The sequence below is a fragment of the Limosilactobacillus gastricus PS3 genome (assembly GCF_000247775.1).
GTDB classification, from domain to species: domain Bacteria; phylum Bacillota; class Bacilli; order Lactobacillales; family Lactobacillaceae; genus Limosilactobacillus; species Limosilactobacillus gastricus_A.
The window spans coordinates 1-14,990 of record NZ_AICN01000056.1 but is presented as its reverse complement, the minus strand read 5'-3'; the positions used below and the strand labels follow the sequence as shown (position 1 = coordinate 14,990).

At 39.3% G+C, this 14,990-nt stretch carries 12 protein-coding genes and 3 pseudogenes; 13 read left to right on the top strand and 2 right to left on the bottom strand.

The window, feature by feature from the left end; genetic code table 11:
- Window positions 1-3: 3 nt before the first annotated feature.
- The 3 genes from comGA to PS3_RS06540 all read left to right on the top strand — a co-directional run bounded on the left by comGA (window position 4) and on the right by PS3_RS06540 (window position 2,450).
- A complete protein-coding gene (comGA, locus tag PS3_RS06550; RefSeq protein ID WP_081478412.1) occupies window positions 4-969 on the top strand; it encodes a competence type IV pilus ATPase ComGA in 966 nt (321 codons plus the stop codon).
- On the top strand, window positions 938-1,951 hold the full coding sequence (locus PS3_RS06545) for a type II secretion system F family protein (RefSeq protein WP_007122430.1): 1,014 nt from the start codon (window positions 938-940) through the stop codon (window positions 1,949-1,951). The genes comGA and PS3_RS06545 overlap by 32 nt, the downstream gene beginning before the upstream one ends.
- A gap of 235 nt (window positions 1,952-2,186) precedes the next feature.
- Window positions 2,187-2,450 carry a Txe/YoeB family addiction module toxin gene (locus tag PS3_RS06540; protein ID WP_040468462.1) on the top strand — a complete coding sequence of 88 codons (264 nt, stop codon included), beginning with the start codon at window positions 2,187-2,189 and terminating at the stop codon, window positions 2,448-2,450.
- A gap of 335 nt (window positions 2,451-2,785) precedes the next feature.
- Here PS3_RS06540 and PS3_RS06535 read toward each other — a convergent pair whose 3' ends face one another.
- Window positions 2,786-3,613, bottom strand: coding sequence for an IS3 family transposase (locus PS3_RS06535; RefSeq protein ID WP_040468460.1), 828 nt, complete (start codon window positions 3,611-3,613; stop codon window positions 2,786-2,788).
- 176 nt (window positions 3,614-3,789) lie between these two features.
- Entirely contained in the window at window positions 3,790-3,966 is a 177-nt protein-coding gene (locus PS3_RS06530; RefSeq protein ID WP_081478410.1) for a helix-turn-helix domain-containing protein, read from the bottom strand.
- 107 nt (window positions 3,967-4,073) lie between these two features.
- On the opposite strand from PS3_RS06530, the pseudogene PS3_RS06525 reads away from it, so the two are divergent.
- The 10 genes and pseudogenes from PS3_RS06525 to PS3_RS06480 all read left to right on the top strand — a co-directional run.
- Window positions 4,074-4,578, top strand: a pseudogene (locus tag PS3_RS06525) (IS30 family transposase); the annotation flags it as partial.
- A 271-nt stretch (window positions 4,579-4,849) separates the two neighbouring features.
- Window positions 4,850-5,281: pseudogene (gene tnpA / locus PS3_RS06520) on the top strand (IS200/IS605 family transposase).
- 16 nt (window positions 5,282-5,297) lie between these two features.
- A pseudogene (locus PS3_RS06515) lies at window positions 5,298-6,468 on the top strand (RNA-guided endonuclease TnpB family protein).
- Window positions 6,469-6,653: 185 nt separating this feature from the next.
- A complete protein-coding gene (locus PS3_RS06510) occupies window positions 6,654-8,432 on the top strand; it encodes a hypothetical protein (protein WP_007122428.1) in 1,779 nt (592 codons plus the stop codon).
- Complete coding sequence (locus tag PS3_RS06505; protein WP_007122427.1) at window positions 8,410-9,012, top strand: response regulator transcription factor; 603 nt, start codon at window positions 8,410-8,412, stop codon at window positions 9,010-9,012. The genes PS3_RS06510 and PS3_RS06505 overlap by 23 nt, the downstream gene beginning before the upstream one ends.
- 93 nt (window positions 9,013-9,105) lie before the next feature.
- Window positions 9,106-10,005, top strand: a complete 900-nt coding sequence (locus PS3_RS06500) for an AvrD family protein (RefSeq protein WP_007122426.1) — start codon at window positions 9,106-9,108, stop codon at window positions 10,003-10,005.
- On the top strand, window positions 9,995-10,774 hold the full coding sequence (locus tag PS3_RS06495; RefSeq protein ID WP_007122425.1) for an AAA family ATPase: 780 nt from the start codon (window positions 9,995-9,997) through the stop codon (window positions 10,772-10,774). Before PS3_RS06500 ends, PS3_RS06495 begins: the two co-directional genes overlap by 11 nt.
- A gap of 11 nt (window positions 10,775-10,785) precedes the next feature.
- Window positions 10,786-11,478: an ABC transporter ATP-binding protein gene (locus tag PS3_RS06490; protein ID WP_007122424.1), complete on the top strand. Its 693-nt coding sequence runs from the start codon at window positions 10,786-10,788 to the stop codon at window positions 11,476-11,478.
- Window positions 11,475-13,733, top strand: a complete 2,259-nt coding sequence (locus PS3_RS06485) for an ABC transporter permease (protein WP_007122423.1) — start codon at window positions 11,475-11,477, stop codon at window positions 13,731-13,733. Before PS3_RS06490 ends, PS3_RS06485 begins: the two co-directional genes overlap by 4 nt.
- A 72-nt stretch (window positions 13,734-13,805) precedes the next feature.
- Window positions 13,806-14,450, top strand: a complete 645-nt coding sequence (locus PS3_RS06480) for a nitroreductase family protein (RefSeq protein WP_040468458.1) — start codon at window positions 13,806-13,808, stop codon at window positions 14,448-14,450.
- Window positions 14,451-14,990 lie beyond the last annotated feature (540 nt).

Here is a 14,990-nt window from a genome sequence, read left to right as displayed (position 1 = left end):
CAAATTAAACGTGAGTTACAAATCATGATTCAAGAAGGCGTGACCGATGCTTACTTAATGCCTGAGGCCGCAGAATATCGGCTTTCTACCTTAATCCGTGGTAAATTAGCGTTACGGTATCATTTTTCAAAACATAGTGGACAGCGAATCATGGCTTATTTAAAGTATCGGAGCAATTTAGATATCAGCGAGCATCGTCGCCCGCAATCTGGAGCCTTGGAATGGGAGATGGATCCCGGTCAAAAGATTGATTTGCGGATCTCAACAGTTGGTGATTATCGCGGTCAAGAGTCGATGGTGGTGCGATTTATTTATCCGCCAAAAGCTGATTTTCAAGTTTTGGTCCCTTCGCATTGGAAAGGGCTACAAGCCTTAGCCCAGCAAACGGGTGTGATGCTCTTTGCTGGTCCAATGGGGTCAGGAAAAACGACGACAATGTATCGCTTGGCAGAACAATTTATCGATCAAAAGACCATTATGACAATTGAAGATCCAGTGGAAATCAGTCACGAGCGCTTTTTACAAACCCAAGTGAACCCAGTCGCCGGCATGGATTATCAAACTTTGATTAAAACGAGCTTACGCCATCGTCCCCAGATTTTAATCATTGGTGAAATCCGGGATCCCCAAACGGCGCAAATGGTCATTCAAGCGGGCCTGAGTGGCCAGTTAGTCATGGCCACTATTCATGCGCGCAGTGCCCAGGGGGTGCTCTCACGTTTACAACAATTAGGGGTTGATCAATATTATTTACATCAGGCTCTGTTAGCAGTTAGTTATCAGCGACTCATTCCCCTACATGATCAAAGCTGGGCGCTCCATTTTGATCAATTAAGTGGGGATGACTTAACCCAATCAATTGGCCATGAAGAATCAGGAGTTGCCCAAAGTTGGCGGCATGAATTAGCACGAGCTTGTGAAGAAGGGAGAATTACGGATGAAACTTACCAGCAATTTAAAGCCGGCTAGATTTACCTTAAGTCATCAAGCCCAGTGGTTTGTCTTTTTGGGTGATGCCCTGAATAGTGGGATGAATTTGCCCCAGGCCTTAGCTTTTTCGGGGAGGATCTTTCCTAAAGAGTTAGATAGGTTCCAAAAGATGGAGCGACAATTGGTCCAAGGGGGTGGCTTAGCTGAAACCATGAAGCCATGGCTACGCACGGATTTATATTATCAACTGAAATTAGCAGAACAAGAAGGTAACCTAGCAGGCGTTGTACGCCAAATTGGCGAGTTTTTAACCAAGCAGCATCAACAACGGCAAAAGTTACGTGGGCTTTTACAATATCCGTTATTGTTGTTGACGGTCTTGGGGGTCTTCATGATGATTATGGTTCACTATGTCGGACCACAACTATCAAGTTGGCAACAAGGCGACTGGGGGATAAAACCACGTATATTGCAAATTTTAGTGATGACGGTTAGTGCGATAATGACGATCTTGATTTGGCAGGGGATCGTTTTATTAAAAATGTCGCGCCTCGAGCGAATTAACTGGTTATGTCATTTACCGGTGGTAGGTAATTATTGGCGGTTATATTGGCATTATTATTTAGTCAATGTATTAGGAATGATGATTGCTCATGGAATGTCGTTTCAAGATATTCACCGCGTTACGCGCCAATATGATCACCAATCGATGGTTTACCAAGTGATCCAACAATTGACCCGACAAACCCAACGGGGACAATCCATTGAACGGGTGATTTTAAAAACTATCTATTTACCAGATGAGTTGGCTTCGTATTTTAATCGGGGCTTAACTACGAGCGAGCTGGGGGATGAATTGTTGATTTATTCGCGGATGCTTTTTCAACGTTTCATTAATCAAACGGAACGACTTTTAGAACTTGTTCAGCCGATTTTGTTTATGTTAATTGCCATGATTATTGGTGGCATGTATTTGAGCCTTTTATTGCCAATTTATCATTCGTTACAAAGTGTGAATTGAATGTACGCTATCAAGTACACGTATTAAAATAAGGTTAGCAATTATATTGCGAAACAGATCCGTGAGGTAAGAAAGATGAGTGAGATTGTAACACCAACGCAGGGACGAAAAGATTTTTTTAAATCATCAGAGACGTAAATTTAAATAATAAACCAGTTATAATTAAACCTACAAAGTCTGGTGAAAGAGGTGCGGTTGTAATTGGGGAAGAAGATTTTGATAAGGTTTGGGATGAATTATGAGTTACAAAATCAAAATAAAGAAAGGAGCTAGAAAAGATTTAAGGATAAAAGGTAACTATCTAGAGAAAAATTTTAGTAAGCTAGTATATCAGTTAAAAGATAATCCATATCAAAACAATCAAAGTTTTGAAAAACTCGTACCACCAATTCTTGGTTTTTATTCTCGACGAATCAATATACAGCATCGGGTTGTATATAAAGTAAATGAAGAAAAAAAGGAAGTTGTTATTTATTCGGCTTGGGGTCGCTACGATTAAGTAATTTGAATATTAGACTACAACTTGGCGCTCTGTTAATTCAGGGCTTTTTATTTTGGTCGAGGACTATTTAATAGTTATTTCAAGTTGCCACATTTTGAAATTATAGAAAGTTTTTGGAACGGCAGAAATTTTACTACGTACTTTAGTGTAAAGGAGGTTTGATCAAACTAGCCCAAATCTATGTCTGGGTAATAAAAATTAAATGGTGTATAAAATGAAAAAAATACGGAAACTACCAGGATTCACTTTAATTGAGATAGGTATCTCTAAAGTTGTTTATATAGAACTGGTCCTATGTCAAGAAAGCGGACAATTTAAATTAAGATTTTAGACTATGCTACATCCTGTTCGTGATGATTCTCATAGTAAAGTTGTTCAAAAGCCATGGGGCTCATGTAATTACAGTGACCGTGAATCCGTACCGTGTTGTAGTAAGCGTCGATATATTCAAAGCACAGACGATGTGCTTCGTGGATATCTTTGATCCTAAATCGGGTTAACCATTCTCGTTTGATTAAAGCATGAAATGATTCGATACAGGCGTTATCCCAAGGATAACCTTTGGCCGAGTAACTATTGGTCATTCGGTTTGTAGCTTTTTTATATGCTTCAGAAGTGAACTGACTCCCACGGTCACTGTGCATGATCAATGCTTTATTTGCGTTACGGCGTTGTTTAGCTTTCTCGATAATTTGTAGGACCACCTCCGTTGATAATGTGTCAGCTGTATCCCAAGCGACAATTTTGCGTGAAAACAAATCGATAATGCTAGTTAGATACACGAAGCCGGAATCAGTTGGAATATAAGTGGTGTCAATGTACCATACCTCGTCTGGATTGTCTGGGTTAAAGTTCTCGTCCAAGATGTTTTGAAGCGAAGCTTCGAAATTAGGATCACGAGTGGTAGTGGTCCATGGTGTGATGTAACAAGCACGTAAGCCCATTTGTCGCATATAAAGGCTTACTGTCCGTACGGAAATTGAAATTCTCCGTTTACGTAATTCATGGCAAATTTTAGGGGCACCATAAATTCCCTTATTCTGATCATAGATCTTTTGAATTAAATCATAGACAAAGCCACGCTTATATCCACGATCTGACGGCTCACGTTTTTTCCAGTCATAATAATTTGATTTGGATAGGTCAAGGTTTTTCAGCATTCCAGACACCGATGGACAGCTAGAATCCTTAGCTTATTCATCCACCAGTACGAACAATTCGGTTAATCGCCCAGAATGCGAATAGCTTTTTTTAAGATCTCATTCGCCGCCTTCTAATCATGTAATTCGCGCTTGAGGCGGGCAATCTCCTTATCCTTATCGGTAGCGTGGTTTCCTTAACCGGGGCCACCAACGGTGCCCTCGTCCTTGTATTGACGTACCCACTTAGCAATTGATGCACGGGAGACACCTAAATACGCAACTCGTTCATCGACTGATAGTTCCTGGTGATCCAAGTAATAATTGACCGCATCCAACTTAAATTGATTATCGTAATGTTTTCCTTTAGACATGATATTCAAACCTCGCTTAATCTTTAAAGTGATTATAGCAAAGTCTCAATTCTCATTGTCCTAATCTCATTCTAGTTCCAAGTATTAACCAGCGGGAGAAGGACTAGCCAAACTACGCTCAAGAATTCGGACATCTCGAGGGAGATACCGTTCAAGGGAAAAAATCATTTGGGTGCGGTAACGACATTGAGCGAACGATTGACCAAAGTGGAGATTATCTTAAATTCTCATGATAAATCAGCTGAGAGTGTTGGTAAAGTTCTTGAACAATGGTTTAGCTCGATTCCTCGACATCTATTTAAGCCTATTACATTCGATAACGGGAAAGAATTCGCTGATTGGCGAAACCTGGCTAACAAGTTTGACATTAACATCTACTTCGCAGAAGTAGGTGCTCCTAATCAAAGAGGATTAAACGAAAACAATAATGGGTTAGCCCGAAGAGATGGTTTATCCAAAAATCTTGATTTCCGCAACCTGTCTGATGGGTTCTTGCAATCTGTGGCTAGTCGTAGGAATCGCATACCTAGAAAGAGTCTGGGCTATCTAACACCGCTAGAAGCATTCTTAAAGCATGTCACAGATGAGCAGATGAAATTGTTTCTAGCTTAATTTGACTTTCGGGGACTTGAAAAACTTTGGACCAATTTTGGACCGATAATAGTATAGAATTACTGTTCTAACATAACGAGAATAGAGACTGCTGTTAAAGTATAGACGTGATTTATGATAAGATTGTTATAACGTAAAAGGTAAGTTTTTAAAATTGGGCAAGGAAACACGTTCTTTTAAGTACGTGATGAATTGCCCTTTTATTATGCCCGTTGGGCATAATAGCATCTCTCACATATAGGCTATGATTGAAATTTGATATAATACCGGTATGAAAGATATAAATGGACTTACATATGGGAGAACGTCCGTATATAATTTAACTACCATATTATTTGGGGAACTAAATATCGTAATAAGGTGCTCAAAGGCAATGTAGAAATTGAATTTAAATCATTAGTCTTTGAAATTGCTGATCAGTACGGCCTTAAAGTTGTCCATATGGAAATCGGTAAAGACGATCATGTCTATCTGTTGGTTACAGTGTCACCAAAACTATCAGTTACTAATATCGTTCGATGGTTGAAAGGAATTTCGGCTTACCGACTATTCCGTCGTTGTCCAGAATTAAAGACAAGTTATTGGAAAGCTAAAGGCCGTCACTTGTAGTCGTCTAGTTAGTTACTATGTAGAAAGCATCGGTGTTGTCAATGAACGGGCAGTTGCTAAATATATAGACGATCAACGGAATAAGGAAGAATAGTAGAAAGGAGGATCACATGACCACGGTAATCAAAGGGATCAAACTTCGTTTGTACCCAACTCAAGTTCAAAAGAATCAACTTTTACAGTTATTTGGTAACGACCGTTTCGTTTGGAATCAGATGTTATCAATGGCTAAAGATCGCTATGATAACAATCCTAGCAGTCACTTTGTCAACGAGTATGGTATATGGTATGAATTACCTGCTAAAACAACTTAAACATGATTATCCGTTTCTAAAAGAAAGTGATTCGACCAGTCTGATTACGGTTAATCATAACCTAGCGGTTGCTTTTAAAAATCTTTTTAACCATCGTGGTGGTTATCCACGGTTTAAGTCACGTCATTGTGTACGCCAATCTTACACCGGTCACTCCACTTGTAAAATTGAAGCTAAACGGCGATTGAAATTGCCTAAATTAGGCAGTATCCGAACAAGCAAAACAAATCAATTAAAAGATTACCGTATTAAGCGATATACCATTAGCCACGATCCAGACGGTCGATACTACATTTCACTTAACGTTGAAACAGATATTGACGAATTACCGAGAGCCAACCGTACGGTTGGTATCGATGCTGGCCTTACTGATTTAGCGATTACTTCGGATGGTGATAAATATGCTACGTTAAATGTTAATTGGTTAGAAAATCAGGTTGCTAATTGGCAACGTAAATATAGTAAGCGTAAGAATCGGGCTATCGTGGCCGTTCGCCAATGGAATCACGACCCGAACCATTTGGAACAAATGGGAGTGAATGATTATCAAAATTGGCAAAAAGCTCGGCAACAAAAAGCACGGTATCAAGCAAAGATTGCTAATAAGCGTAAAGACCATCTGCAAAAGCTAACGACTGATTTAGTTAAAAACTATGATGTGATTGTGATCGAAGATTTGAGAACCAAGAATCTCCTTCATAATCACCGTTTAGCTAAATCAATTAGTAACGCCAGTTGGTATCAATTTCGTACCATGCTTGAATACAAGTGCAACTGGTATGGTAAACGATTAATTGTGGTCAGTTCGAATAACACCTCGCGATTCTGTTCGATTTGTGGTTACAACGATGGTAAGAAACCATTAAATATTCGAGCATGGACTTGCCCAAAGTGTGGGACTCACCACGACCGTGATATTAATGCGGCAGTTAATATCCTAAACAGTGGTTTAAAGCTACTTGGCTAGGGGCTAGCCGTGGTAAAAGAACGAAGTTCTGTAAGTTAGGTCTTCGGGATACCGATATAACATCCTAAATACTACTTCGTGTTCCCAGAAGCTTGGTCATTCATGGCCGAGTAGTTCACCACCTTTGAAGATAAGAATTAATAAGTATATACATAGCAACCTAATGATGGTAAAGTTAAATTACTATGACAAAACAAATTAACTGGTATAAATGGATATTCGCTGGTTTGGTTATGGTAAGTCTAGGAATTTATTTTACGATTGCCTTAAGACACTCAGCTAATATTGGGATTAGTGTGCGTCAGCAACATGGTCAGTGGATCATTACGCGAATTTTATCGCATTCAGCAGGCGATAATATTTCAGTAGCAGTTGGTGATCAGTTATTACAGATTGATGGCAATGACCCTGGTAAAGTTTCTTCGGTCCAGCGTATGCTCTTAGTTAACCATGCTAGTAAATTAACGATTCTAAGAGATGGTCATCAACAAGTTATTTCCTTAGCTAGTCACCCTTTTTTAAGTACTTATTGGATTCTCTTAGCAGTGAGTCTGTCAGTGATCTTGATCACGGTACTAATTTTATTTTGGCGCCGGCAAAGTCTGCAAGAACGGCATTTTGAAAACTTTATGTTATTCTTTGCGATTGCCTTAGTAGCCCTGATTCCATCAAGTCAGGGTATTATTCTCGGTCGGATAATTTTAGTGGCCTTCTTATCTTTAATTCCGATGATGGTGCGAAAGATGTTAGTATCACCAAAGATTAACTCTTTCTTAGGGTGGTTAACGTTGATTTATACTTATCTGAATCCATTATTGTATATTGCCTTTGTTTTAGGATGGTTACCAGCATGGTATTGGTTAGCTGATTACTTAAATGATTGGGGCAGCTTTTTCTTACCATTAGTTTTGGTAATTCTGGTCTTCTTAGAAGGAATACAGAAAGGTCAAGAACGGGTTTCCCGCGTTAATTTTTCCTTGATCTTTTTGACTTCGTTGATTCCTTTATATTTGTTATATTTGTATCCGTTAAAATGGCCACCCCAACATTCCTTTTTGAATGTTGCCGCCTTTTTGTTAGTACCGATTATTTGTTTATTACATATTTTGATTGTGAATCGATCATTGTCCAATTCATATCGCCGGGTCCGTGGCTATGCACAAGGCTATCTATTGGTGTTAACGACTACGATTATGGCTTTAATTATTAACTTGGGACGGGGGTTACCCTTATGGTTGGTTACTGCCTATGCATTAATGCTAATGATTGCTGTTGCTCCAGTATACCAAGAAGTCTTTGCCTTGATTGCCGGCTTTGATAGTCGCCATCAACGTTTAGAATTATTTGATGCTGTAGAGAATGAACGAGAACAAGTAGCCTTAACTATTCATGATACGGCCATCCAAAATTTAATTTTAATGAAGAAGCAGTTTGAACGAGCTAGTCCAGAGGATAATCATCAGAAGTTATTGGATACGATGGATGATTTGATCCATGAACTACGAGACTTATGTAATCGGGTTTATCCAATGTTGATTAGTGATCTCGGGGTGGCGAATACAATTCGCCAAATGATTGATCATCTTCAACAAACCTGGCCGATTGAGATTCAATTTCAAGATCATTCTGGCGGCCAATTAGACCAGTTATCGGATCGCCAAGCTAACTTTGTCTTACGATCACTGCAAGAAATGCTAATTAATAGTGTTAAACATGGTCAAGCCAACCAAGCCTGGGTTCAAGTAACCAGGAATCAAAAATCATTAACGATCACGTGTCAGGATAATGGGACCTTTCAGAAGCATTCTCAAACCTCGGGTCACTATGGGTTAACGACGATTAAGCAAAAGTTAAACCTATTGGGAGGAAGCTTGGTAATTCAGACGTATCCGAGAACCGAGATTGCAATGATGATTCCACTGGAAAGCGAGGAAGAATCAAATGGTAAAGATCGCTTTAATTGATGATCATGAGATGATGTTAAATAGTTTAGCAAAAGCGATGCAGGAACAAGCTAATTTAGAAGTCGTCGGGACGTTTACTGATGTAGCGAGTTTTCAATTATTTTTGAAAACTACGGAGGTTGACCTGGTGATCATGGACATGATGTTAAAAGATGAAACCGCCTTTCAAGTTTTGGAAAATTTACAAAAGTCTTTATCCGACATGCCAAAGGTAATTTTGATCTCCGGCTTTTATGATGAACTCCTGCATCAACGAGCCCTAAAACTAGGGGTCCAAGCTTTCTTACGAAAGGAATCCTCATATGATGAACTAATGCGGGCCATTCAGGAAGTGATGGCGGGGAATGTTTTAATTCCGGATAAAGTTTTTAATCAACCTGATGATGAAAAGTTAACGGAAGTCGAGTTAGCAGTGTTACAAGCCATGGCCGATGAAAAAACCAATCCTCAGATTGCTGAAGAATTATTTATGAGCCAGCGAACGGTCGAATCTCATGTGACAAACATTTGTCGTAAACTGGGCGTCAGTGGTCGAATTGGCGCCGTTCGTGAGGCTTTGAAGAGAAAATTAATTTTATAATTTGCGGACCTCCGCAAGCAAGCATTCGTGATCTACGGATGCTTTTTTTGTGAACTTTTATGTATATTTAAATCCATTAGGAGGTTTTGAAAAATGAATGTCGATACAATTTTGGGCGATCGCAATACCCGATATTTTGGGGTTGGTTATAAGAACGCTAATTATGAGATTATCACTTTAGATCAAGAAGAGTCAGAAGCAATGGTGAAAGTTAATTTTGGTGATGAGGTCTGGTCAATTAAACAAGGCGAAGCCCGCTCACCACACTTAAGTACCTTGGATAGTGTGATTATTTCTGCAATGATTGTTGAACAATTACTAGGACCAGAAAAGTCAGCGGATTATTATGTCAGTCATTTTGATATTCGGGCTGGTGGCGAACCAGTGGAATTGAGTAAAGCTTTAAAAGTCGACTTTACGCAAAATGGCAATAATTTTCATTTCAATATTTTAGGGATGAAGATTAACCTATCCATTCGGTTTGGCAATCATATTAGTAATTCTGATTTAGGTCACGAATCGTTTTTAACGCAACATTTAAAGCAGAGTGAGTTGACCATTGATGGAATTGATTATCTGGATCAAACTTCAATGGCGGCGGTAGCTGTAAAGCAAGCAGAAGGGAATGATTATGCCGGCTTAGGAAGTAAAACGAATGATAATGGTTTTTCAATCTTTGAATGGTTAATTATTTTTTCACAGATTGGGGAGATGTTAACTTATCAACTAGATAATTTAGATCGTGATGATTGTGCTAATTTATGGATGAAACGGATTTCGGCAGATTATCAAGATCGAGTAGTCAATAAAAAGCAACTTCAAAGATCTCGAGTAATTGGTGAAGTATTGAAGTCCAGAGTAATTGATAAGGATCATCACCAATGGCGAACCTTAACGGCGCATGGATCGGACATTAATAATCAAGTCTATTTTAGTGCTCAAATGGCACATGAATTACCACAAGTGATGGAAGGAAGCAGTAATGAACAATAACGAACATATTCGATTAGTAATTTCGGGAACTTATTCTACGGGGAAAACGACCACGACGACGGCTTTATCAATTTTAACAGGGATCCCATTGATTAATGCGTTATCAGCGCGGGAAATTTTGACGGATTTATATCCGGGACGCCGTTTTCAGGATATGACCGCCGACGAATTAATGGCGCTGGGACTAAAGCGATTTGAAGAACGGGTCCGGGCCGAAACGATTGCTTATAAAGAAGCGGGCGCTTTTATCTCTGATGGCTCGGTGTTAAATGAATGGATTTATGGGACTGTTCGCATGAAGGTAGGGATTAATCCTGGCTCAACGCTTCCGCACCGAATTGCCAAAGCTGTTATGGGAGTGCCTTTTAAACCGTTTATGAAAAAGTATTTGGATAGTTATGGAACAGTTGTTCGGCAACATGCTAAAGAATGGTATACCGATGTCGTTCATTTACCAGTCGAATTTCCGATGGATCCGGATGGTCATCGACCAGTCTCCGAAGAATATCGGAATTTGTCCGATATCGAAATCCAACAACGGTTCAAGGAATTAGGGTTACCACCGTTTATGGTTAGTGGTCAGGTAGCAGAACGGTTACAAACCATTGTTGACCAGTATCAATTACCACAAATTATGCAAATTGAAGAGGCGATTGAATTAGCTAATCAACGGATTGCGACGAACCGCGAAGCGGTATCGAAAAAGATGATTGAACAATATCATGAACCGACCTTAAGTGAAAAGGTTAAATTAATGACGAAATATTAGGAGAATGAGAAATGATTAGTTTTAAGGATGTAAATAAAATTTATCAGGTGGGTGATCAGGAAGTTCATGCCCTATCCCAAGCCAGTTTTACTTTAGAAAAAGGAAAATTAACCATTATCTTGGGTCCTTCTGGTTCCGGAAAAAGTACGCTACTCAATATTTTAGGCGGGATGGATCGTCCAACGAATGGGACCATTGATTTTGATGGCGAACAGGTAGCCCAGTTATCAGATACGGGCTTGACCAATTATCGGCGACAAAAAGTGGGTTTTGTCTTTCAATTCTATAACTTAATTCCTAGTTTAACCGCACTTGAAAACGTCGCCATTGCGGCGAAATTAAATGGCAATGATGCTCAATCAGAATCGTATTTAGAACAGGTGGGGTTAAGGCATCGGTTAAATAACTTTCCTAATCAACTTTCTGGTGGGGAAATGCAACGGGTCTCGATTGCCCGAGCTTTAGCTAAAAAGCCTCAATTGTTGCTTTGCGATGAACCAACCGGGGCCTTAGATTCAAAAACTAGTTTGAAAATTATGGCTCTTTTGCAACAAGCAGCTCAAAATCCCAACACTTCCGTAGTAATGGTGACCCATAATCCAACTTTTGAGCAATATGGAGATCAAGTCATTCGACTTAAAGACGGAGTGATTGACCGGATCGACGATAATCATTCACCAGTGAAATTGGAGGGCTTGGCATGAAATATCTAAATCGAAAGTTATGGCGGGATGTCCGGCATAACTGGACCCAATTCTTCTCCGTTTTCCTGATGGCCTTCCTGTCTATTTTAGTGTTTGTCGGCCTTCAAGGAGCGTGGAAAGGACTGGATACGAGTCTAGATCATTATATTAGTGATGCCAAGCTCGCTAATTATTGGGTCCAAGCCACGAATGTGACTGATAATGACTTAAGTAAGCTTCGTGATCTGAAAGGGATCAGTAAAGTTAGTGCGGGAACACGAATTCAAGTTAAACAGAATAGTCATCAATTGATTATTGATTCTCTTGATCACCCAGTCACCAAACTGCACTTAGTGAAGGGAACCGCTTATTCCAATCAACGATCAGGAGTTTGGGTCAATAAAGAATACGCAACTAATCATAACTTAAAAGTTGGCCAAACCATCAGCATGCGTTACCAGGGGCAAACAGTGCGCTTAAAGATTCGGGGGATCGTTAAATCGGCAAGTCGAATTTACTTTAATGGAACCCAGGAATACATTGCCCCAAACTACTCTAACTATGGGTATGCTTATGTTAGCCCGCAAACGCTAACGAATGAATTTCACTATGCTGGGGGCAATAATTTAATTGAAATTCGGGGTAATCATCACCAAATGCGAAAAGCAGTGGAAAAGATCTTTGGGGCGCGACTGGTCGCTTACTATAATCGAACCACACTCCCTGATGTCTCTAGTGCACTGGATCGGGTTGGGCAAATTCGAAACTTGTCTTACTTGTTTTCGTTCATCTTTATCCTATTAGCGATCTTAGCCATGTTCACGACAATTCGGCGGTTAATTGAAGATCAAATGGGTGAAATTGCGACATTAAAAGCTTTAGGTTTCCAAAATCGCCAACTTAGTCTCCACTATGCTAGTTTTGGTTTACTAGTTGGTGGTGCCGGAACAGTAGTTGGGGCCTTATTCTCACCAGTAATTTCCTGGTTTGTCCTGAGCACCCAACAAGCGATGTTCTCGATTCCACATTGGCAATTATCATACACCTACAGTAGTTTAGCTGTCATTGCTTTAGTAATTTTAATCTGTATTGGTGCGGCCGATTGGGCCGCACGAGGTTCAATGCGCGGTTTACCAGCCAAATTCTTACGCGGTGAAACCGAGAGTCGGGTTCATCATATCTGGTTAGAACGGATTCGTGGTTGGCGGAAACTTTCCTATGCCTGCCGCTGGGCCATTCGGGATGTGTTCTTTAATAAATCCCGAGTCTTGATGGGAATTGTCGGGGTTGCCGGCGGGATGATGTTGATGATTGCTGGGATTGGTATGCCCCAATCAATTAACCATTTAGTTGAACAGGCTTATGGGCATGATTTTACTTACAGTAAACGGTTAAACGTTAATAATTATCAACAATACCAACAAACTAATCATCAAAATGGTCAGTGGGTCCAACTTAGTCAGGCTCACTATTCACCGGATGATGGCTATGATCGCCTTTTAATGGTCATCTCCAAAGGTAGCTCTAAAGGCGATTATGTCCAAATGAAAACGATTGATGGTCACAAAGTTGAAGATGGTGGAGTCTACGTTACTCAAGGTTTTGCTGATCGGGCAAACCTTTCTAAAGGAATGACCCTAAAGATTAAGACGGTTGGCTTAAGTGACCCGATTAAGTTAAAAATCAAAGGGATCATTACCAGTGAAACCAATCAAGGGGCTTATGTTACTAGTAAAACTTGGCAAGATGCGGGAGAAACTTTCCAACCAACTACCTTGTTAGTTGGTAAAGGGGCTAAGTATGATAAGTCGGCCATTTCATCCATGATTACGATGAATTCCCAACGCCAGAACGCCGAACGCTTCGTTAATAATTTAATGAGTATTTTTGCTTTAATTATTGCTTTTGCCGTGCTTTTAATTGTGATTGTGCTTTACAATTTGGGCGCCTTGAGCTTCGTAGAACGTTCCAGAGATTACGCCACGTTAAGTGTACTAGGAATTAAGAGAAATGAATTACGAAACCTGACCTTGATTGAAAATCTGATTACCACCTTTGTGGGGTGGTTAATTGGGATTCCGGCTGGAATCTGGTTCTTAGGTGAGTATGTTAATACCTTCTCGACCATTAATTTGGTATACTCACCATATATCAATTGGATAACGATTACAGTTGCCACGGTCTTTGTGTGGGTCTGCTCCTTATCAACCACGCTGTTGATTAGTCGACGTATTCGGAAATTAGACATGGTTGAAGCACTTAAAGGAGTTGAATAGACGAAGTTTAGGATGATTGATATTTCTCAAGATTTCTAGATTAACTTTAAAATTCTGAATTGAGGTGTAAAGATGGAATTAGAAATATTAATGAAGGAACGCCATACTGTTCGGAAATATAGTGATGAATTAGTATCATCATATTTAAAGGGAAGGATTAGAGAAAAACTAAATCAATTATGTATCAATCATCGTATTAAAGCGTTTCTGGAAGAAGATAGTATTTCAGATACGCTGGGGTTTATTGCTAGGTTACGGTCGAGTAATGTAAAAAATGTGATCCTCTTCAAAGGTGATCATTATAATGTTGGCTATGTAGCGGCTGAAATCATGATACTGATTCAAAGTTTAGGATTGAATTCATGGCTTATTGGGAGTAGTATTAACCGAAACATCTTAGAGGAAGATATTGTTGCAATTGTAGTATTTGGATATGGACAGACAAATGGTGAAGCACATAGGTCTAAGAAGGTCAGGCAGGTTAGTGACTACCAACCTAATCGATTTCCAGATTGGTATTTTAAAGGAATCACTGCTAGTCTCCTAGCACCTACGGCATTGAATCGGCAACCTTATTACTTTAATTACAATAATGGTCATGTTCAATTGCAAGTTAAAGAAAGTGAATATGCGGAGATTGAAGCAGGAATTTTGAGTTGGTATTTTGAAAATGCTTCAGCTCATAAATTAACTTATAAAACCAGTGAATCAATATAGATCAATGGTCAACCATTTTCAATTTGGTGAATGGTTGGCCATTGTTTTGCATTAAAACAGCATTTTAATCAGATAAATTATCATACCATGGATTAATATTGATAATATGGTTCAGTTATTCATTGTAAATGTACTTTAAATTCTGACAATGATAAAAGTCAATAATAAAAATTATTACCTATTAGGCTATTAGATAAAAAACGGGTGAAAGTAAGTATAAATGGAACGTCATAAGAGAATACACTTATTCATACCATAATAATTTTACATATGGTATGGCAATGAAAAAAGACAACAGCAGGCATAATGATGAATAAATATTTAAAGTTGTCTTATAAATAAACATGGTGGAACAATGTTCAATTTGTAAGCACACCATAACGATACGGGATGACAATTAAAGGGATACCCTGAATTTCCAAAAATGGATTTTCAGAGTATCCCTTTTCGTTATGCATGAAACTTAGCTTGAATTTCTTGATTCCATAGTAAAAGGTCTTCGACCTTTGCCGCAACACGCTTTGTGTATTGATCAAATAC

Bases quoted from the DNA above. Each gene is read 5' to 3' on its own strand.
- PS3_RS06545 (WP_007122430.1), top strand. From the start codon at position 938: ATGAAACTTACCAGCAATTTAAAGCCGGCTAGATTTACCTTAAGTCAT.
- PS3_RS06535 (WP_040468460.1), bottom strand. From the start codon at position 3,613: ATGCTGAAAAACCTTGACCTATCCAAATCAAATTATTATGACTGGAAA.
- PS3_RS06530 (WP_081478410.1), bottom strand. From the start codon at position 3,966: ATGTCTAAAGGAAAACATTACGATAATCAATTTAAGTTGGATGCGGTC.
- PS3_RS06510 (WP_007122428.1), top strand. From the start codon at position 6,654: ATGACAAAACAAATTAACTGGTATAAATGGATATTCGCTGGTTTGGTT.
- PS3_RS06505 (WP_007122427.1), top strand. From the start codon at position 8,410: ATGGTAAAGATCGCTTTAATTGATGATCATGAGATGATGTTAAATAGT.
- PS3_RS06500 (WP_007122426.1), top strand. From the start codon at position 9,106: ATGAATGTCGATACAATTTTGGGCGATCGCAATACCCGATATTTTGGG.
- PS3_RS06495 (WP_007122425.1), top strand. From the start codon at position 9,995: ATGAACAATAACGAACATATTCGATTAGTAATTTCGGGAACTTATTCT.
- PS3_RS06490 (WP_007122424.1), top strand. From the start codon at position 10,786: ATGATTAGTTTTAAGGATGTAAATAAAATTTATCAGGTGGGTGATCAG.
- PS3_RS06485 (WP_007122423.1), top strand. From the start codon at position 11,475: ATGAAATATCTAAATCGAAAGTTATGGCGGGATGTCCGGCATAACTGG.
- PS3_RS06480 (WP_040468458.1), top strand. From the start codon at position 13,806: ATGGAATTAGAAATATTAATGAAGGAACGCCATACTGTTCGGAAATAT.